Annotated in this window: 18 protein-coding genes; 8 read left to right on the top strand and 10 right to left on the bottom strand. The window is 67.4% G+C overall.

What is annotated here, in order from left to right; genetic code table 11:
• Positions 1 to 60: 60 nt before the first annotated feature.
• Positions 61 to 981 (bottom strand): hypothetical protein, encoded by a 921-nt coding sequence (locus ABD357_RS02980; protein ID WP_344387287.1) that lies wholly within the window; start codon positions 979 to 981, stop codon positions 61 to 63.
• A 97-nt stretch (positions 982 to 1078) separates the two neighbouring features.
• Positions 1079 to 1534 carry an ATP-binding protein gene (locus ABD357_RS02985; RefSeq protein WP_344387288.1) on the bottom strand — a complete coding sequence of 152 codons (456 nt, stop codon included), beginning with the start codon at positions 1532 to 1534 and terminating at the stop codon, positions 1079 to 1081.
• 233 nt (positions 1535 to 1767) lie between these two features.
• Here ABD357_RS02985 and ABD357_RS02990 point away from each other — a divergent pair, with 233 nt between their 5' ends.
• Positions 1768 to 2622, top strand: coding sequence for a helix-turn-helix domain-containing protein (locus ABD357_RS02990; protein WP_344387289.1), 855 nt, complete (start codon positions 1768 to 1770; stop codon positions 2620 to 2622).
• 12 nt (positions 2623 to 2634) lie between these two features.
• A complete protein-coding gene (locus ABD357_RS02995) occupies positions 2635 to 2829 on the top strand; it encodes a DUF397 domain-containing protein (RefSeq protein ID WP_344387290.1) in 195 nt (64 codons plus the stop codon).
• A gap of 180 nt (positions 2830 to 3009) precedes the next feature.
• Here ABD357_RS02995 and ABD357_RS03000 read toward each other — a convergent pair whose 3' ends face one another.
• Positions 3010 to 4053: a hypothetical protein gene (locus ABD357_RS03000; protein WP_425584725.1), complete on the bottom strand. Its 1044-nt coding sequence runs from the start codon at positions 4051 to 4053 to the stop codon at positions 3010 to 3012.
• A complete protein-coding gene (locus ABD357_RS03005) occupies positions 4041 to 4700 on the bottom strand; it encodes a hypothetical protein (RefSeq protein WP_344387291.1) in 660 nt (219 codons plus the stop codon). The genes ABD357_RS03000 and ABD357_RS03005 overlap by 13 nt, the downstream gene beginning before the upstream one ends.
• Positions 4701 to 5247: 547 nt before the next feature.
• On the opposite strand from ABD357_RS03005, the gene ABD357_RS03010 reads away from it, so the two are divergent.
• Both ABD357_RS03010 and ABD357_RS03015 read left to right on the top strand, forming a co-directional pair.
• Positions 5248 to 6639, top strand: coding sequence for a PE-PGRS family protein (locus ABD357_RS03010; protein ID WP_344387292.1), 1392 nt, complete (start codon positions 5248 to 5250; stop codon positions 6637 to 6639).
• A gap of 45 nt (positions 6640 to 6684) precedes the next feature.
• Positions 6685 to 7287, top strand: a complete 603-nt coding sequence (locus ABD357_RS03015; RefSeq protein WP_344387293.1) for a hypothetical protein — start codon at positions 6685 to 6687, stop codon at positions 7285 to 7287.
• Positions 7288 to 7307: 20 nt separating this feature from the next.
• Here ABD357_RS03015 and ABD357_RS03020 read toward each other — a convergent pair whose 3' ends face one another.
• The 5 genes from ABD357_RS03020 to ABD357_RS03040 form a co-directional block, all read right to left on the bottom strand.
• On the bottom strand, positions 7308 to 8132 hold the full coding sequence (locus tag ABD357_RS03020; protein WP_344387294.1) for a hypothetical protein: 825 nt from the start codon (positions 8130 to 8132) through the stop codon (positions 7308 to 7310).
• Between the two features lie 112 nt (positions 8133 to 8244).
• Entirely contained in the window at positions 8245 to 9783 is a 1539-nt protein-coding gene (locus ABD357_RS03025; RefSeq protein ID WP_344387296.1) for an acyltransferase family protein, read from the bottom strand.
• Entirely contained in the window at positions 9780 to 11993 is a 2214-nt protein-coding gene (locus ABD357_RS03030) for a bifunctional polysaccharide deacetylase/glycosyltransferase family 2 protein (protein WP_344387297.1), read from the bottom strand. The genes ABD357_RS03025 and ABD357_RS03030 overlap by 4 nt, the downstream gene beginning before the upstream one ends.
• Complete coding sequence (locus tag ABD357_RS03035; RefSeq protein ID WP_344387298.1) at positions 11993 to 12877, bottom strand: hypothetical protein; 885 nt, start codon at positions 12875 to 12877, stop codon at positions 11993 to 11995. The genes ABD357_RS03030 and ABD357_RS03035 overlap by 1 nt, the downstream gene beginning before the upstream one ends.
• A 294-nt stretch (positions 12878 to 13171) precedes the next feature.
• Entirely contained in the window at positions 13172 to 14164 is a 993-nt protein-coding gene (locus ABD357_RS03040; protein WP_344387300.1) for a LysR family transcriptional regulator, read from the bottom strand.
• Positions 14165 to 14247: 83 nt separating this feature from the next.
• Here ABD357_RS03040 and ABD357_RS03045 point away from each other — a divergent pair, with 83 nt between their 5' ends.
• Together ABD357_RS03045 and ABD357_RS03050 are read left to right on the top strand one after the other, a co-directional pair.
• Positions 14248 to 15615 carry an MFS transporter gene (locus ABD357_RS03045; protein ID WP_344387301.1) on the top strand — a complete coding sequence of 456 codons (1368 nt, stop codon included), beginning with the start codon at positions 14248 to 14250 and terminating at the stop codon, positions 15613 to 15615.
• Positions 15616 to 15620: 5 nt separating this feature from the next.
• Complete coding sequence (locus ABD357_RS03050) at positions 15621 to 16133, top strand: GNAT family N-acetyltransferase (protein WP_344387303.1); 513 nt, start codon at positions 15621 to 15623, stop codon at positions 16131 to 16133.
• 66 nt (positions 16134 to 16199) lie between these two features.
• Here ABD357_RS03050 and ABD357_RS03055 read toward each other — a convergent pair whose 3' ends face one another.
• Positions 16200 to 16304, bottom strand: a complete 105-nt coding sequence (locus ABD357_RS03055; RefSeq protein ID WP_344387305.1) for a hypothetical protein — start codon at positions 16302 to 16304, stop codon at positions 16200 to 16202.
• A 191-nt stretch (positions 16305 to 16495) separates the two neighbouring features.
• Here ABD357_RS03055 and ABD357_RS03060 point away from each other — a divergent pair, with 191 nt between their 5' ends.
• Positions 16496 to 17791 (top strand): ABC transporter substrate-binding protein, encoded by a 1296-nt coding sequence (locus ABD357_RS03060; RefSeq protein WP_344387307.1) that lies wholly within the window; start codon positions 16496 to 16498, stop codon positions 17789 to 17791.
• Entirely contained in the window at positions 17788 to 18753 is a 966-nt protein-coding gene (locus ABD357_RS03065) for a carbohydrate ABC transporter permease (RefSeq protein WP_344387308.1), read from the top strand. The genes ABD357_RS03060 and ABD357_RS03065 overlap by 4 nt, the downstream gene beginning before the upstream one ends.
• The last annotated feature ends 35 nt before the right edge of the window (positions 18754 to 18788 follow it).

Here is an 18788-nt window from a genome sequence, read left to right on the forward strand (position 1 = left end):
CGTTCAACAAGTGAAATCGCCCCGCCTGTGGGGCGGGGCGCCGGTTCAATGCTCGTCTGCTCAGTGCTGAGGGGGTTGCGGCTGGCCGTAGGGGTTGTTGGGTTGGGCGTACGGCTGGGGCGGGGACTGGGGGTGCGCGTAGGGGCCGGGGGCCGGCTGGCCTGCTTGGCCCGGCTGACTGCCGTACGGTCCGGGGGCGGGGGCTTGCTGACCGCCGTACGGTCCGGGGGCGGGAGCGTGGGCCTGCGGAGCCGCGTACGGCTGCTGAGGTGCGTAGGACTGCTGAGGCCGGCCGTACGGCTGTCCCGGCTGGCCCTGCTGCTGGCCGGCGAACGGATTGCCCTGCCCCGCCGGTATGTACTGCTGACCGGCGAACGGATTCGCGTGCCCCGGAAGCTGCGACCCCGGAGGCAGATACCGCACCCTCCCCGTCTCATCCGTAACGGGCGTGAACCCGGCGGCCTGCAACCGCGCCGCGAACTTGGCGTTCCGCTTCCGCGTGACGAAGAACCCGACACCCAGGATCGCCATAAGGAGCACCCACATCCCGATGACGTACGTCACCCCGTCCCCACTGGCCCGCGCGACCCCGATGGCCATACCAACGGTGACGCCGATGGCCCCGAACCCCATCCGCTTCTCGGCACTCTTGCCGGTGAGATCGAAGTTGATCCGAGCCTTCAGCAGCTCCAGCGCATCAGGCACGAAGGGCGGCAGAGACTTCCCGTCCCCGGCTTGCGGATACTGGGCCCAGTTCTGCGCGGCACGAGTCTGAGCCTGCGGACTGGGATCGGGGACTATGAGCATCTTCAGCGAGTTGCCCTGCCCGCCCTGCCGAACATCGGCGTACTGATACCCGAACTGCTCCGCAACGAAGGCAAGCCGAGCCAGCTTCTTCACGGACGCCATGGCACTGGTGAGCTCCACAGGCTCCCCACTCCCCATGAGCCGGAACATCTTCTGCAACTGCCGCTGACTCACGCCAACCCTTCCCCGTACCCATCAGTGACCGCCTGTTTGCACTCGCACCCTATAGGGCACGGGAGTTGGGGCACAGGGGCTGCCGGGCCTGCACGGGTTACAACATTCCGTTCCCTCCGACCTCGAACCACAGCAGCTTCCCGGCACCGCGCCCGAGCAGCTCGTCACCGAGGGGCCGGCCGCCCCACGAGCTCGCGTACTCCTGCACCAGGAGCAGCCCACGCCCGCCTTCCGCATCGGCCAGTGCGGGTGGGACGCGATCGCCCGGAGGCTTGTTGAAGGGCGCGGGGATGTGCGGGTTGCTGTCCCACAGACCGACTCGCAATCGCCCGTCCCCCAGCGCGGTCAGCCGAAGGGAGGCGGGCCCCTTGGTGTACCGGTAGGCGTTGGTGACCAACTCGGAGGTCAACAGCTCCGCTACGTCGAGGACTTCGGACATTCCGTGCCCGTTGAGGGCGGCCCGCACGGTCATACGTGCGACGCGTGCAGCGCGTGGGTCATGGGGCAGGCGAAGGACGTACGACCAGGTGTCGGGCGGGGCTACGGTGACCATGGATGCCTCCGGGAGGAAGAGGAAGGGATCTCGGGATCGCTCAACTGCGGCGCCGGGCGGTGGCATTGCCACGGGTGTGGTGCGCTTCCGGCTTACAGGCGGGGGCAGTTGGGCGGTACGTGACCACCGTAGAGCAGATGGTTAGATGGATCTAACTTTTCCCCCAGGAAGCATCCAGGCTTCACTCGTGTGAGGGAGAAGGGAGGCCGCGTCGCGGCCAGGAAGGAAACGCTTTGCCGCCCACCAGCAATCCGACGCTGAGGCAACGGAGATTCGGTGCCGAGCTGCGCAAACTCCGTGAACGGGCCGGGCTCACAGCCACCGGCGCCGCCAAGCTGCTCGGCGTCAACCAGGCGCGCGTCAGCATGATCGAGACCGGCCGCACACCCATCAGCGCCGACCGGGTCCGCTCCATGGCCAATGTGTACGACTGCTCGGACGACCGGCTCATCGACGCCCTCGTCGCCATGACCGGGCGGCGGACGCGCGGCTGGTGGGAGGAGTACCGCGAGCACCTGCCCGCCGCGCTGATCGACCTCGCCGAACTCGAGCACCACGCCACCGCGCTACGGGCGGCGCTCATCGTCCACATCCCGGCCCTGCTGCAGACAACGGACCACGCCCGAACCCTCTTCCAGCAAGTGGCCCCACCCATGCGCCAGTACGAGATCGAGCACCGCCTCACGCTGCGCATAAAGCGGCAGGGCGTCCTGCACCGGAAGGACCCGCCCTCGTACGCGGCGATCATCCACGAGACGGCACTCCGCATGGGCTTCGGCGGCCCTGCCGTCACTCTCGGCCAGCTCAAGCACCTGATCGACATGAGCGAGCTGCCCAACGCCACCGTCAGAGTGGTCCCCTTCGGAACGGACCACTTCCCGACCACGGGCCAGTCCTTCGACTACGTCGAGGGCCCGGTCCCGCAACTCGACACCGTCCAGCTGGACAACCACCACGGCGCCTGTGAATTCCTCGACGCGGAGGCGCAGTTGAGTAAGTACCGTTCCGTACTGGACCGCATGGAGTCGTGCGCACTCAGCCCCGCCAAGTCACGCGACTTCATCCACCGCCTCATCCGGGAAACGTGAGAGGGGACCACTGTGCACACCACCGACTGGCAGAAGTCCACGTACAGCGGCGACGGCTCGAACTGCCTCTACGTCGCCGCCACTTCCTCCGGAACGATCCACCTACGCGAAGGCGACGAACCCGAGGTCATCCTCATGACAACCGGCCCTCGCCTGGGCGCGCTGATACGAACCCTGAAGACCCAACCATCCCCACGTGTTACGTGAACGATTGGAAGCTTTGGGACACCCGGACGCCTCCCCTGGTGTCCCAAAGCTTCCAATCGCCGACAGGCAAGGCGTGTCCTCGATGTTGAGCGGTGCCCGTGAACTGTCCGCTCTCGGCCCTGCCCGGCCAACCGTCCCCTCGGAGGGGACGGTTGGCCGGGCAGGGCTCCCTCACCGCCGTCAGCGATTGACGGCCTGGATCTCCTGCACGATCACGTCCTGCTCGGCGCCGAACTCGCCGTTCGGAAGCGGCTGTTCCTCATCAACACCCGTACCGACCCAGGAAATCTCCCACGTGACCGTGGCCGTGAGCGGATACGAGCCGTCGCCCGAGGAGCGCAGGTACTTCACGCCGCACGGCGGCGTCTCGTCGGCCTTGCCCTTGGCGTACGGTTCGCCAATCCTGCCGTTGTTGATCTCGCACTCGCCGGAGGCCGGGTAGGTCTCCGCATCCTCGGTACCCGGGTCGATCTTCAGGGAGACCGGCACTGCGGTCGTGGTCGCCTGGATGTCCAGAACTGGAACGGACGCGGTGACCGAGACCGGCTTGAAGTCGGCGCCATCCAGCCAGGCCCAGGTCGGCAGATTGACCTTGGTCGTCCCCTCGGGCGCCAGCGTCACCTCGGTGCCGGGCACCTGGATTTCCTTGTACGCGAGCTGGGCGAGGATCTCCGGAGTGACGGCGTTCTCGATGTTGGCCGGCGGGGGGTCACCCTCGTCCACCCAGAACGGGGGTTCCTGGCACTTGTCCCAGCCGTCCGGGTAGTCCTCGTCGACATACGAGTCCCAGAAATAGCCCTTGCCGGTCTTGTCCTTGTTGAAGTCCTTGTACGGCTCGCCGTTGACGTACCGATTGCGCTGCTCGCTGTCCCACTGGCCACCGGTCGACCCGGCTTCCCAGATCGGCTCCATCTGCTTCTGGAGCTGCTCCGGCGTGTACTTCGGGGCGTACCAGCAGGGGGGCGGGGTCCAGTTGGGCGCGGAGGACGTCACGGGGCCTGCGGACTTTCCTGTGCCGTTCTTTGAACGGTCGAAGACCACCACGCCAGCGGAGAGGGTGTCGCCGTCAGCATCGCCCGACGTCTCCGTGTCCTTCCCAGTGCCGACACCTCCTTTACCAGGAGGAGTCTGTGCGGCAAGAGCAGAGGGAGCGAAGGTCCAACAGGCTGATCCGGCAAGAACCATGACCGCAGCAAGACGAAGAAGTCGGGTCACGGCTGGCACCTGTCAGCCCCACGGGTGGACAAGATCTTCACGAGTTCCCAGACTCCTTCCTTGTTCTTCTGGACTTGCACCGCATAAGCGATGTAACTGTCCTTGTTGACTTCGGTCCCCTTGACCTCACCGGTCTTGATCACCTTGCTGAAGCCCTTGCTCTCGTCACCGCAGTAGGTGAGCGAAGCGCTGTCCTTGGATTTGACCGTGACCTGTCGATCGAAGTAGCGCACGGATCCGGTGATCGTCCAGCCTGCGTCCTTGAACGCCTTGACCCACTCCTCAGCCTCCACAGCGCCCTCGCCCTCGGTGTAGTACTCCAGGGCAGGCAGGCGTGGATTCTGAGCGACAATGGCGGCGTTGAGTGCACGAATGAACTCCGCGTTGTCCTTAAGGACCGCCGCCTGAACAGGGTCACCAGCCTGTTCAGGCGTGAAAGTCAGTGTGACGTCCGAGGGCAGCTCGATCTTCGGCCGCTCGGCGGAATCCGTCGCGCTCTCGCTCGGCGACGCCGACTCTTCGCTGCCGGTGTCGGCACCCGCGATCTTGTCGTTGTCCTTGGAACTGTCGCTGTCGCCGCCGCCACAGGCGGACAGCGTCAAAGCCGCAGCGGCGGTCAGCGTGATCGCTGCGAACAAGGTGGGGCGGCGGTTCACTGACGACTCCCGGTGGGGCGAGGGTTGACATGAGCGGAGTAACGCTATCGATGCGGCGATGGTGATACCAGAGCGAATAACGTCGAGAGCAGCTCCGTACGGGCCCCAAAGCACCCATAAGCCCGCCAAATGACAGCAGGGAGGCTTCTGTTGAGTAATCTCCGAGAAGCGGCACCACCATCGCTTGGCCAGTGCAAACCGTCAGATGGCGTCGTCAGCAACTGGTCGATCTCAACGAAGCAGACACAGCTCCGTAACAGACAGAGGTCCGGTTGACCTCGGGGCTGGCACTTCGCACTCCCCCATTGCGAATCGAGCTCCTCGACAGCCCAGACACCGCGGTCGCCAGAACAGTGGCGCGCGTGGACCGCAGCCTGCCCTCGTCGTTCGAGGGGCTGTTCGCACCTGTTCGGGATAGTTCTCGGTGTGGCCGTGGAACGTGGCCGACTCGGCTCGTTGCTCCCACGGCAGCCGCTGTCCACCCTGACGGCCTATTCTGAGTCGCCGGCGCGAAGGCCAAGCCGGCTATTGAGGGACAGGGGCAGGAATGTCGTTTCGGGCGGCAAATCCGGAGGACCTGGAGCATTTGGCAAAACTCCTGGACGGGCGCGGTGGCGTGGAGGACCGCCTTGACGAGGCTTTCACCCGAGCCGCCCAGTTGGGGGTGAGCGGGCATCTGGCGGCCCTGAAGCCGATGAGGTCCTGGACTCGCAGCGAGGCCCAGGATCTGCGTAAGCGCGCCACCATCGTGCGCCTCGAGAACGGCGACCCGATGGCCGGGCTGCTGTGGGCGGGGTTCACGACGAAGGACCTCGAGAAGTACAAGGGCGAGGGGATCAAGCCGGAGACTCTGCTGCTGGCCAATTCGGTGGCGGCGAGTGACGATCCGAACGCGAAGGACCTGACGCGACAGCCTGGGGAGAAGCTCGGCGACTACGTCGCACGGCTGGAGGCGCATGCGCTCTCGAAGATCCCTGGTCTGGAGCCGCACGAAGAGTCCCTCACCGAGATGATCAAGTTCGGCGCCGACGTGTTCAACGTCGCGGCCGCATCCCAGGTTGTCGCGGCGAGCGGCTTCTCGGGAACCAAGGTGCTGTTGGGCAACGCGGTGAAGACCGGCAAGCTCGGGCCGATGAAGGCTGCGCTCGAGGCACGGTGGACCGCGCCTGGCAGCAACTTCATCCTGGATTGGGCGGGCAGGGGGCTCAAGGCGTACGACCCGCCGATACGCTCGTTGACCGCCCCTGGTAGCTGGCTTCCCGGGCAGCTGGGCAACATGGCCTCCCGGAGTCAGACGTATCAACGAGTCGCCAACGTGCCTCTTAGTTCCGGTTGGCTGGGTGACCGTTGGAGCAGCGGGTGGGACATGCTGCGCCGACGCGGCTTCATGAATTCCAAGTTGCTGGGCTTCACACCGAATCAGGCCATCAACTTCTTCGCCGGGTCGGACGACATGGCCCGCCTACACGGCGGGGTGACACACTCCGGGCAGCAAGTCACGCGCGCGGGACAGGCCAGCCTGTGGAAGGTCGGGAAGGCCGGTGGGTTCAAAGCGGCGGCGAAGACCGCGGGGTTGTGGCGAGGGGCCGGCATCGTCGGGTCGGCGGGCGCGACGGCATTCTCCATAGCCAACATCGCCACTATGGACCACGCCAAGGAGTGGGAGAAGAGCAAGGCCGGCTACCTGGCCAACTACGCGGAGGTCGGGTTCAACGCCTCCTTGACCGCCGCGATGGTCGCACCCAATCCGGTCACGATCGGTCTCGCGGTAGGAACCGGCATCGTCTACGGGGGACTGAAGGTCGTCGAGCACTGGGACGACATCACGGAAGGCGCCGGCAAAGCAGCCGACTGGGTGGGCGACAAGGCGAGCGACATCGGGAATGACATCGCCGACGGCGCCAAGGAGCTAGGGAGCGCACTCAACCCGTTCGACTAGCAACGACGTCAGAGAAACGACCGTAGGAAATGAGCAGTTGCCGCCATGGAAACGAGCAGTGAATCCCTGAAGTTCGAGCTGCTGCCGTACAAGATCAGCACAAAGAAGGAGTTGCCCAAGGCCGGACTCAAAGGGGATGTAGGGCATTTCGGATCCGTGACCGTGGAGCGCTGCCCGCTCTACCGGCCACTCGAAAAGGGAATGGACACTGCTCGGCTGAGCGGTCCCGCCTTCCCGGTGACGACCTTCCGCGGGAAACGCAGGTCGGGACAGCCTTCGCTGTTCAAGGCCGAACTCACCCTTGATGGCCGGCGTGCGGAGCTGCGCTTCAACGCCCGGGCCTTGAGAAAGGAGGACCGGGCACTGCGCATCGCGTACGAGGGCCGAGAGTACGTTTACTCCTCGGAGGACCTCGGCAGAGCGAAGGTTCTGGAGAGAGAGGGCGTTCGGGTCACGATGCGGTCCGGTCAGTACGTTCCGCCGGCCACGACCTTCCGCGCGGGCACGGCCACCGGCCCGGTTGACGCCGTGGACCTGGCGATCGCCATCGTGCTGGAGGAGGTGGACACTGAAGTCCTCACCCTGAGCGGCGCCGTGTTCTCGTCCCCATTCGCCCTGATGCAAAAATTCTCGGACCAGGCGGAGTAGCGGACTCTGCCAAGCCCCGTTCAGCGCAGGCTCAGCTCCTCCTTCTCCGGCAGCAGGTCGGTCAGCTTCCGCCAGATCTCCCCCGCCTCCGAGCGAACCAGGTGCAGGGGGCTCTCCGGGGTGACCTGGCCAGGGAGGATCGGCTCCTCCGGCTGCTCACGGATCCAGTAACCCCGGGGCCCGCAGTCCCAGACCGCCAGACTGCGGAGCATCGGCGCATGCTCGCCGTCGTGCTGTCCGTCCCAGGCGACGGTGACACGCCAGTACGCGTTCAGGGCGAGGATCAGCTCCGTCAGGGTGACCGCCATCTCCCCGGCGGTGCCGGCGTCCGCCAGCTCCTTGTGAATCGCGGCCCGGTCCTCCTCGGGTTCTCCGGATGGGGCGGACAGCACGGTGAAGGCGGCATCCAGCGCCTTCATGGTCGAAACGACGCGAGGCGTCGTCGGCTGCTCGTCGGCATCGCGACGCCGCAGATGGACCATGCGGGCGAGTTCGAAGACGAGCGTGCTCGGTTCGACCGGGATGTACTCCGACTCCTCCTCGCCCGGCCAGCCTTCGTGCGCGATCACCGTGTTCTGACCGACGATGATGCCGTGGTGCACGGGGCCGGGCTCGCCGGTGATCTCGACGCTGATGCTGAGAACGGGGGCGTCCAGTGCCTCCACCAACTCACGCAAAAGAGGTGAGAGTTGCCCCTCCTGGCCGACCAGACCCAATTCCTGCAACTCTCCGAGGGACGGGAAGAGCTCCGGGCTCGGGGTCTCCCCTTCGGCAAGACGGGCGAGTACTCGGACGTGTCGATCGGCCAGACGCAGACGGGACCTTGAGCTGTCGTACGCAGGCATGAGCCAATCCTCCGCAAGTGGGGTGGCATGAGGCTAACCCAACGGGGAATCGTGGCGACCGGGGTGGGTGCGGCCAGGTAGCGGGCTCGCCGCCCCTACCCGTACGCGGCCCCTACCGCGCCCGGGCCCTCCCCCGTGACCCCGACCCTGACCGCGCCCGCCCCCGACTCCCGCCCTTCTTCGCCCCGTCCGGCCAAAGCCGAGGCCCCCGCTTCGCCGCCAAGTCCTCGACCCAGCCCACGCTCACGATCATCAGGCCGATCAGGGGCCATACCAGGGCGAACATCCAAAGGGTGTACGTCGTGCTCAACGCGTCGGACAAGCGGTCGTCCATGAACGGGAGTTTGTAGAGGGTGTCCAGTAGGGGGACCGTCGCCATGATCAGGAGGTTGTGCCAGAGGTAGATCGTTACGGCGCGGTTGTTCGACAGGGTGATCAGTTTGTCCCAGCGGGCCAGGCGGCCCGGGAGTTCCTGCCAGGACGGGGAGTACTGGAGCAGGATCGCTACGAAGCCCAGGGACCAGGCGGCCTGGGCCAGGGGGATGTCGTTCAGGTCCCAGCCGTCGGGGCCCAGGTGGCCGGAGGCCCACCACAGGCCGAAGGCCATCAGGAGGGAGGCGACGGAGACCACCGCGTAGCGCGGGATCTTCTTCAGTACGCCTTCCTGGTGGGCCATGCCCAGGATCCAGCAGCTGCCGTACACCGCGAAGTCCGTTACCGCGTTGCCCGTTTCGCCGGGGATCTTCACGATTCCCGTGCCCACCACCGCTGTCAGCGCCAGCGGGGCCAGCAGCGTTGCCCACGGGACTCGGCGGAACGCCCACAGCAGCAGGGGGGAGGCGATCACGAACCAGAGGTACGCGCGCAGGTACCAGAGCGGGCCCGCTGCCTGGACCGCCCAAGTCTGTTCCAGCACGCCCGACTCGGAGCCGATCTGCCACGGGTAGGGCGGGGCGCCGATCGGGATGATGTAGTTGACCAGACCCAGCCAGCCCAGGCCGCCGTCGTCCTTGGACGGGTTCCAGCCGCCCACGAACATCATCGCGAGCACGACCGCGCTGAACGCCCAGAGCGGAGGCAGGAGTCGGCGGATACGGCTGCGGATCACGCCCCACGCCGGGCGGCTCAGCGAGCGCGCCATCAGGGCGCCCGCAAGCGCGAACATCACGCCCATCGACGGGAAGAGGACCGTCAGCCAGGCCCAGCCGAAGATGTGGTAGACGACCACGCGGACCAGGGCTATGGAGCGCAGGAGGTCGAGATAGCGGTCACGGCCCGGGCGGGAAGGGGAGGGCTTGGTCTTGGGTTTGGTGTCGGACGGCGCCTCGGCGGCCGGTGCATAAGAAGCGGCCTCGGGCGCCAGCTCCGCCGGCACGTCCGGCACCTCAGACAGCGGCTGCGTCTCGTCCCACCTCGGCTGGGGAATCGCCTGCGTGGCCTGCGGCGCGTGTGGAGCGTGCGGGGCCTGCGGGGCCTGCGGGGTGTGCCCATTCCCGTACGACTGCCCGTACGCCCCTTCGTGCGACTGCCCGTACGGCTGCCCGTGCGACTGCCCGTACGTCTCCTCATACGACGTCCAGTACGAGTTCTCGTACGGCGACGCACCCGCCCCCGTGCCCTCTTCCGCCCCCTCCGTATACCCCTGCGTCATCCCACGGGCCTCCGCTCATCGCCGCGCGCCACCCGCTGCCCGGGCACCGCCCCGGGCACCGAACCACCCGGTGCCGACCCCACGACGCCGGTGCGCCGCAGCTTCTGCCACCGCAGCCGGCCGCCGGTGAGAGCCGTGATCCAGGACTGCAGCAGGACGACGTACATCAGCTGGCGGTACAGGAGCTGCTGCAACGGCAGCGAGATGAGATGGGTCATGCGTTCGCGGTCCAGGCGGAAGGCGTACGCCGCGCAGACCGCCTGGATGGCCAGGACGCCCAGCCAGGCGACGATCGTCTTTCCGGTGGGGCCGAAGACGAGCCCGTACAGGAGGAATACGTCGATCAGGGGGGCCAGCAGCGGCGCCACCACCATGAACAGGGAGACCAGCGGCAGGCCCACGCGGCCGAAGCGGCCCGAGGGGCCCTTCTCGATGATCGAGCGGCGGTGCTTCCATATCGCCTGCATCGTGCCGTACGACCAGCGGTAGCGCTGGGACCACAACTGCTGGACGGACTCGGGTGCTTCGGTCCATGCGCGGGCGTTCTCCGCGTAGACGACGCGCCAGCCGTCGCGGTGCATCGCCATCGTGATGTCGGTGTCCTCGGCGAGCGTGTCGTCGCTCATGCCGCCGACGCGTTCCAGGGCGGAGCGGCGGAAGGCACCGACCGCACCCGGGATCGTCGGCATGCAGCGCAGGATGTCGTACATACGGCGGTCGAGGTTGAAGCCCATCACGTACTCGATGTGCTGCCAGGCGCCGATGAGGGAGTTCTTGTTGCCGACCTTCGCGTTGCCGGCCACCGCGCCGACGCTCGGGTCGGCGAAGGGCTGGACGAGTTCACGGACGGTGGCCGGTTCGAAGACCGTGTCGCCGTCCATCATCACGATGAGGTTGTAACGGGCGTTCGCTATGCCGCGGTTGAGGGCGGCGGGCTTGCCCGCATTCAGCTGGCGCACGACGCGTACGTTCGGCAGCCGCAGGCCCTCCACGATGCGGGCCGTGCCGTCGCTCGAACCGTCGTCGATGACGATGACCTCGATGGGATGCTCGCTGGCCATCAGCGAACGCACCGTGTTCTCGATGCACTTGGCTTCGTTGTACGCGGGAACCAGCACCGATACCGGTTCGGTGACCGGTCCGCGGCGGCCACCCCAGCGGAAGCCCTTGCGGCGTACGCGGTGGGCGTGGACGACGGAGAGCAGCAGCATCAGGCCGAAGCGGGCGAAGACGAGAACGCCGATGATCGCGAGGCCGACGACCAGGACACCGGTCGTCTTCTCCGAGGCCTGGACCGCGTACACCCACGCCTTGCCCTTCCACAGCTCGAGGCCGGTGACCTTGGTGTGGGCGCTGTGTGCGCCGAGAGCCTCGGTGAGGTTCTCGAACTCGTAGTCCCGTTCCTTCATCTGGGGCAGGAACTTGTCGAGTGCGGCGACGGTCTGCGAGCGGTCGCCACCGGAGTCGTGCATCAGGACGATCGCGCCCTTGTCGCCCTTGGGTGTGGCGCGGCGGATGATCTCGTCGACGCCCGGCCTGCGCCAGTCCTCGCTGTCGGTGTTGTTGACGATGGTGATGTAGCCCTGGCTGCCGATGTACTCGGTGACCGGCCAGGACTTGTTGTCCATGGCGTCGGCGAAGGAGGAGTACGGCGGCCTGAAGAGCGAGGAACGGATGCCCGCCGCGCCCGCGAGCGCCAGCTGGTTCTGGGAGAGCTCCCAGTCGATGCGGCGCTTGGACTGGAGAGAGAGGTCGGGGTGGTTGAAGGTGTGCAGGCCGATCTCGTGGCCCTCATCGACCATGCGCTCGACGAGGTCCGGGTAGCGCGAGGCCATGGTGCCGGTGATGAAGAACACCGCGTGCGCGTCGTGCTTCTTCAGCACGTCGAGGATCTTGGGCGTCCACTCGGGGTGCGGACCGTCGTCGAAGGTGAGGACCATACGACGGTCCAGTATGTCCCGGCTGTCGGTGCCGCCACGACGGGTGTCGATGACCGGGCCGCCCTTCAGGACCTCCTGGGGGACCCGGTCGTTGGACGCGGGACTGTTGATGCGGTAGTCCGCGAGGATCTCGCTGTGGACGAAGCCGCGCAGCATCAGCATCGCCATCAGGGCGACGAGGATGAGCGAGGGCAGCAGGTAGCGCAGGGGCAGGCGACGACGACGTACTGCGCCGGAGGCCTTGCCGCGATGGCGGGAGTGGGATGCCATCACAGGACGTACTCCGGAGAAGACGGGGCGGCGGGCTGCTCGATCAGGCCGGTCGGGTCGATGACGTCGATGACGCCGATCGGGTCTACGGGCGTAGTGCCACCCGCCGGCGGCGGGGCGGCGACCGGGCCGCCGTCCGCCGGGGGATCGACCGTGGGGTCCTCCGTCGGCGTCGGGTCGGGGTCCGGGTCCTGCGTCGGCGTCGTGGGCTCGTTGGTCGGATCGTTGGTGGGGTCGGAGCCGGTCGGGTCGTCGCTCGGATCCGGCTTTGTCGTCGGGTCCGTCGGCTTGGGCTTGGTGGGCTCGTCCGACCCCGTGGGCTTGACCGACCTGCTCGGCGAGGAGTCGGCGTCCGGCGCCGACGTCCTACCGGGGTCGACCGACGGGCTCAGCCCGGACGAGGGGTTCGCCGTGTCGGACGGGTCCGCGGACGCGGGCGGCAACGTCGGGGAGTCGACCTTGCTGGCAGGCTTGTCGCCCTCCTTGCCCGGCACCGGGAGCCAGGGCGCACTGGAGTTGCCCGACAGCAGCGTGGCGATGATGACGACGGCGTAGACCGCGCAGGTGAGGCCGACGGCCATGCCGATACGGCGGTATCTGCGGCTGCGCCGGCCCGTCTCGTCGACGAAGACCGGTCCGTCCGAACCCTCCTGGGCGCTCTGACCACCCCGGGGCCCCTTGGCCTGCTGGACCAGCCAGTCCTCCAGGTGCGCGCCGGCGACGTCGAGTTGGACCGTGACCTCGTCCGGGTCATGGTGGTGCTCGGTCTCCAGCCGGGCGAAACGCTGCGTCTCGCCTACGCGCCGGCCGGCGTCCGCCTGCTGACCGCCGCCTATGTGCTGCTCGTTGTCGTCGCCGTCTCGGCTGTTTCGCTGTTTGGGCATGGATATATCGCCAGAACCACCAAGAAAAGAATCCCCCGCATCTCGACGGGTCGACGGATAGGCTCCGCCTCTGTCCGGCCGGTCGCTACGACCCCCAGCCGCTTGGGCGTCTTCCCGCCACTTCTCCACGCGCACGCACATCCCCCCACGGGACTGATCGGGCGCGTACGAGTCCGGGCACTACGTACCTACTTGTCCGGATCGAGCCCCCACTCGATCCAGGCGCCCCCCTATTACCACACTGCACCCGGCCCTCGAATGTAGCGCACGTAGGAGTTGTGTGTGTGCCACGTGTCAGGTGCATTGCGTCATGACGACCGCATCGGTGGCCGGAATCCATGCATCGGCAGGCCGCCGGAGCCACCCTTCCTCCTCGGCGAGCTCCGCTGCAGCGGCACGGAGTGCCTCCATACCTGGGTGCATCAGCCCTCTTCTCCACACCAGTGACACGGATGACAGGGGCACGGGGTCGACGAGGGGCTTACGTATCAATTTGGGCACGGCCGGAAAATCGACCGTGGCGAGGACGGGATTCCGCGTCTTGGCCATGATCCGCTGGAACTCCCGGGTCCCCACGGCGAGCGGCGCAGGTGGCGCGATCTCGATGCCGCGCCCCTCGAAGAGCTGCCGCGCCAGGTCGGTCCACTCCGGCGTACGGGGGTTCCCGGCGCCGGCGTAGACGGACTCCCCCGCCAGCGCGTCCAGCGGTACAACGTCCAGGTCGGCCAGCGGATGGTCCTCGGGCAGCAGGATCGCCATCGGCTCGTACCGTACGGGCTGCTGCTCCAGACGCGCGCGGATGGCCGGGTCCAGTCCCGCGAACCGGCCGAAGGACGCGTCGAGCCGGCCGGCCAGCAGTTCGGCCGCGGCTCCGGTGAGGCCGCTCTCGAAGCGGGCCATCAGCTCGCAGTCGGGGGCGAGTTCACGGGCCCGCGGCAGGATGCGCTCACCGACCAGGCCCGGGCTGTTCACATCCACGAGCAGGGGGCGCTGCCCGTCGTCCGCGGCCCGCCCGAATTCGGCCAGCAGCGCGTCCTGAGCCTCCAGCACGCGACGCGCGTACGGGAGCAGCCGCTCGCCGTCGGCCGTGAGCGCGACCCGCCGCGTATTGCGTACGAAAAGGTCCGCCTTCAAGTCCCGTTCCAGACGCCGGATATCTCGGCTCAGGGCTTGCTGGGCGACATACAGCCGGGCGGCGGCACGGGTGAAGTGGAGCTCCTCGGCGACGGCGAGGAAGGCGCGAAGGAGGCGGGTGTCGACCGCACCGGGACCAGGAGAGGACGGCATCAGGCGAACTTACAACCCAGGTGCGTGAATCGGTACGGAGTAAGTGTTGGACCCCTGGTCAGGGCACCGGCGACGGTTGCTCCATGCCGCAACAGTCTCCTGATCGACGTACGACAGATCGCTGTACGCCACATCGCCGTACGACAGATCGCCCTACGACCGTCCTCACCGTCACCGCCGACAGCCTGGTGGCCGCCGACTTCGGCCCTCGGCGGAAGGCGCCCGGCCCGAGGCGCAAGTCCGGCGCAGGCACCCCCTACCGCCGCCTGTTCACGATCCCGGGCACCCTCGCCTTCACCATCGGGAATCTGATCGCCCGTCTCCCCATGGGCATGTTCAGTATCAGCGCCGTCATCATGATCGCGGGAGCGCGGGATTCGTACGCTCTCGCCGGCGCCGTCACAGCGACAGGGCTGGCGGCGACGGCGGCCGTCGCGCCCTGGACGGCGCGGCTGGTCGACCGTTACGGGCAGGCGCGGATCGCCGTGCCCGCGACGGCGATCGCGGCACTGGGCTCGCTCGCGCTGCTGCTCTGTGTGCGTTACGGGGCGCCCGACTGGACGCTCTTCGCCGCCTACGCCGCGACGGCGACGACGCCCAACACCGGGGGCATGTCCCGGGCACGCTGGGCCCACCTGCTGAAGGGCGATCCGGCGGGTCTGCACACCGCGAACTCCTTCGAACAGGCCGCGGACGAGCTGTGTTTCATGCTCGGTCCGGTGCTGGCCGCGTTCCTGTGCGGGACGTTTTTCCCGGAGGCGGGCACGTTGGTAGGGGCGGTGCTGATGCTGACGGGCGTACTCCTCTTCGCGGCCCAGCGTGCCACGGAGCCACCGGTGCGGGGTCGTCCCCGTACGGCCTCGAAATCCCTCCCACACGCACCCGGCATGCCCCCTCTCCTGATCGGATTCCTCGCCACCGGCGCCGTCTTCGGGTCGATGGAGGTGGTCACGATCGCGTTCGCGGACGCACAGGGACACAGGTCGGCCGCGGGCGTGATACTCGCACTGCAGGCGGCCGGTTCGGGCGCGGCCGGTCTGCTGTACGGGGCGCTGAAGCCGCCGGGACCGGCCGAGCGGCGCTATCCGTGGAGCCTCGCCGCGATGGCCGTCCTCATGTCGGGCCCACTGCTGGCCGCCATGCTCACGGGGTCGCTGGTGGTCCTCGCCGGTGCGCTGCTGGTGGCCGGGATGGCGACGGCCCCGACGATGGTCACGGCCATGACACTGATCCAGCGCCGCACGCCCGAGGGCCGGTTGAACGAGGGGATGACGCTTGCGGTGACGGGTCTGCTCGGCGGAATCGCGTGCGGTTCGGCGGCCGGCGGGTGGATGGTCGAGCGCGCGTCGGCCGCCGCCGGGTACGGGATCCCTGTCGCCGCGGCCACGGTCGCTCTGCTGATCGCGCTCGTGACAAGGCGACTGGATTGTCAGACCCGCGCCCTAGGGTGACCGCCATGGACACCACGGACACGGGGCAGGTGCGGCTGGAGCCCTGGTCGGAAGGCGACTTCTGGCTGCTCCAGCGAACCAACAGCCCTGAGATGACGGAGCACTTGGGCGGCCCCGAGAGCGAAGAGAAGCTTGCGGCGCGACACCAGCGCTACCTCGGCATCGAGCGGGGGCAGATGTACCGGGTCGCGCTGGCGGACACCGGCGAGACGGTGGGCGCGATCGGCTTCTGGGAGCGGGTGTGGCGTGACAGGGCGGTGTGGGAGACGGGCTGGGGCGTGTTGCCCGAGTTCCAAGGACGGGGTCTCGCGGTGAAGGCTGCTCGGGCGGTGGTGGAGGCCGCGCGGGGTGCGGGCGAGCACCGGTACCTTCACGCGTTCCCGAGCGTGGACCATCCCGCGTCGAACGCGGTGTGCCGCCGGGCCGGGTTCGAGCTGCAGGGTGAGGTCGAGTTCGAGTACCCGAAGGGCCACTGGATCATGTCGAACGACTGGCGGGTGGATCTCGGCAGAGGCTGACGGGGTTGACGGATGAGTCGGCAGACTGCGCGGGTGACGCGGCAGTTCCCCGGGCGTTGAGAACCGTCAGTCCTGCACGACGATGTTCCTGCCCGCGCCGCCGGAGAGCGTGTCCGTGCCGGCGCCGCCGTACAACTCGTCATCCCCGGTGTCCGTTGAGGCGCCGTTCATCGGAGGCCGGCCGACCCGGCACGACCGAAACCCCCACCTCCACTTCGCCCCAATCCACGCCCACCCCATTGACGCGCCCCCAACCCCCACATACCTTCGCCCGTCGAAGCGCTTCGACGTCACGTATCGAATCGATTCGATGAGCGCTGCGTGATGTCTCGATACCCATCCGACTCCCCTGGAGGCACAGGATGTTGACGGCACGAAGGCGTGTTGTGGCGGTGGCCGCGGCGGCTCTGAGCGGAGCCCTGCTGCTGGCCTCCTGCGGCGATTCGGACAGCGGGTCCTCCGATGGGAAGACGCTGCGGCTATGGCACTACGAAGCGCCCAACAGTGCGATGGGCGTGGCGTGGAACGAAGCCATCAAGGAGTTCGAGAGGACGCATCCGGGCGTGAAGGTGAAGTTCGAGGAGAAGGGCTTCGAACAGATCCAGAAGACGGCCCCGATGGTCCTCAACTCCAGCGATGCGCCCGACCTCATGGAGTACAACAAGGGCAACGCGACGGCCGGACTCCTTTCCAAGCAGGGGCTCCTCACCGACCTCACCGGCGAAGCCACCAAGCGCGGCTGGGACAAGAAGCTCAGCTCCGGCGTGCGCACCACCAGCCAGTACAGCGCCGACGGCGTGATGGGTTCCGGCAACTGGTACGGGATCCCCAACTACGCCGAGTACACGATGGTCTTCTACAACAAGGACCTCTTCAAGAAGCACGGGATCACCGAGCCCACCACGTTCGACGAACTCACCGCCGCCATGGACAAGTTCGTCGACAAGGGCGTCACCCCGCTCTCCAACGCCGGCGCCGAGTACGTGGCGCATCAGTACCTCTACCAGCTCGCGCTCACCAAGGCGGACCGCGCCTGGGTCGACAAGTACGAGCTGTACAAGGGCAAGACGGACTTCCACGACGAGGCCTGGACGTACGGCGCGGAGACCTTCGCGGACTGGGTGAAGAAGGGCTACATCAGCAAGAAGTCCAGCGGCGCGAAGGCGGAGGACGCGGGCACGGCGTTCATCTCCGGTGAGTACCCCATCCTGTTCTCCGGCAGCTGGTGGTACGGCCGTTTCGCCGAGGAGAACAACTTCGACTGGGGCACGTTCCTGTGGCCCGGGTCGGACATGACCCTCGGCTCCGGCGGCAACCTCTGGGTCGTGCCCAAGGGCGCCGAGAACAAGGAGCTGGCGTACGACTTCATCGACATCACGATGTCGGAGAAGATCCAGAACCTGCTGGGCAACAAGGGCGGAGTGCCGGTGGCCGCCGACGCGTCGGCCATCACGGACCCGAAGGCCAAGAAGCTGATCGGCGACTTCAACACCCTGTCGGAGAGGGACGGTCTGGCCTTCTATCCCGACTGGCCCGTCCCCGGCTTCTACGACGTCCTCGTCTCCGAGACGCAGAAGCTGATCACCGGGAGCGGGTCGCCGGACGACTACCTCACGGCGCTTCAGGAGGCGTACGACAAGGACGTACCGAAGCAATGACGGTGACCGTCGAACGGGGCGGGCGGGTCGTCGAAAAGCACTCCGGGACCAGGCTCCCGCGCCGCCCCCGTGACTCGTACGCCCTGTTCCTGCTCCCCGGAGTACTCGCCTTCCTCGCGGTCGTCGTCGTGCCGTTCCTGATGAACACGGGGGTGAGCTTCACCGACTGGCAGGGCGTGGGCTCTCCGGAGTGGTCCGGGCTCGCCAACTACCGCGAGCTGATGGACGACAGCGAGTTCTGGGCCTCCTTCCGGCACAGCCTCTTCATGGTCGTCGCCATGGCGGCCGTACCGACGGTCATCGGACTGATCCTCGCCGCCGCCCTGTTCGACTTCGTCGGCAAGCACTTCGGGACGAGGACGGCCGCCGTGCTGCGCGCCTGCTTCTATCTTCCGCAGGTGCTGCCGATCGCGGTCGCGGGCATCGTGTGGAGCTGGATCCTGGCGCCGGACAACGGTTCGCTGAACGAGCTGCTGAAGGCCATCGGTCTCGAAAGCTTCCAGCAGGACTGGCTCGGCGACCCCGACTTCGCGCTCTACAGCGTCATGGGCGTCATGGTCTGGGTGCAGATCGGCTTCCCGCTGGTCGTCTTCATGTCCGGACTCCAGCGTGTGGACCCGCAGTTGTACGAGGCCGCCGAGCTGGACGGCGCCGGATGGTGGCGGCGGTTCTGGCACATCACGCTGCCGCAGATCCGCCCGGAGATCTATGTGGTCCTCCTGTGGTGCACGATCGCCGCGCTCAAGGTGTTCGGCGCCGTGTACGTGCTCACCAAGGGCGGGCCCGGCGGGGCCACCAATGTGCCCTCGTACTTCTCCTTCACCACGTTCTTCGAGAAGACGCAGGTCGGCTATGGCGCCGCGATCTCGACCGTACTGACCGTGATCATCCTGGCGCTGGCCCTGATCGGCCTCAAGCTCCAGACCCGCGCGGAGGACGCCGAGGAAGGGCTCATCAATTGACCGAGGCAGAGCTCGTGACCGAGGCAGGGCTCGTG

This window comes from Streptomyces vastus, assembly GCF_039532825.1.
GTDB classification, from domain to species: domain Bacteria; phylum Actinomycetota; class Actinomycetes; order Streptomycetales; family Streptomycetaceae; genus Streptomyces; species Streptomyces vastus.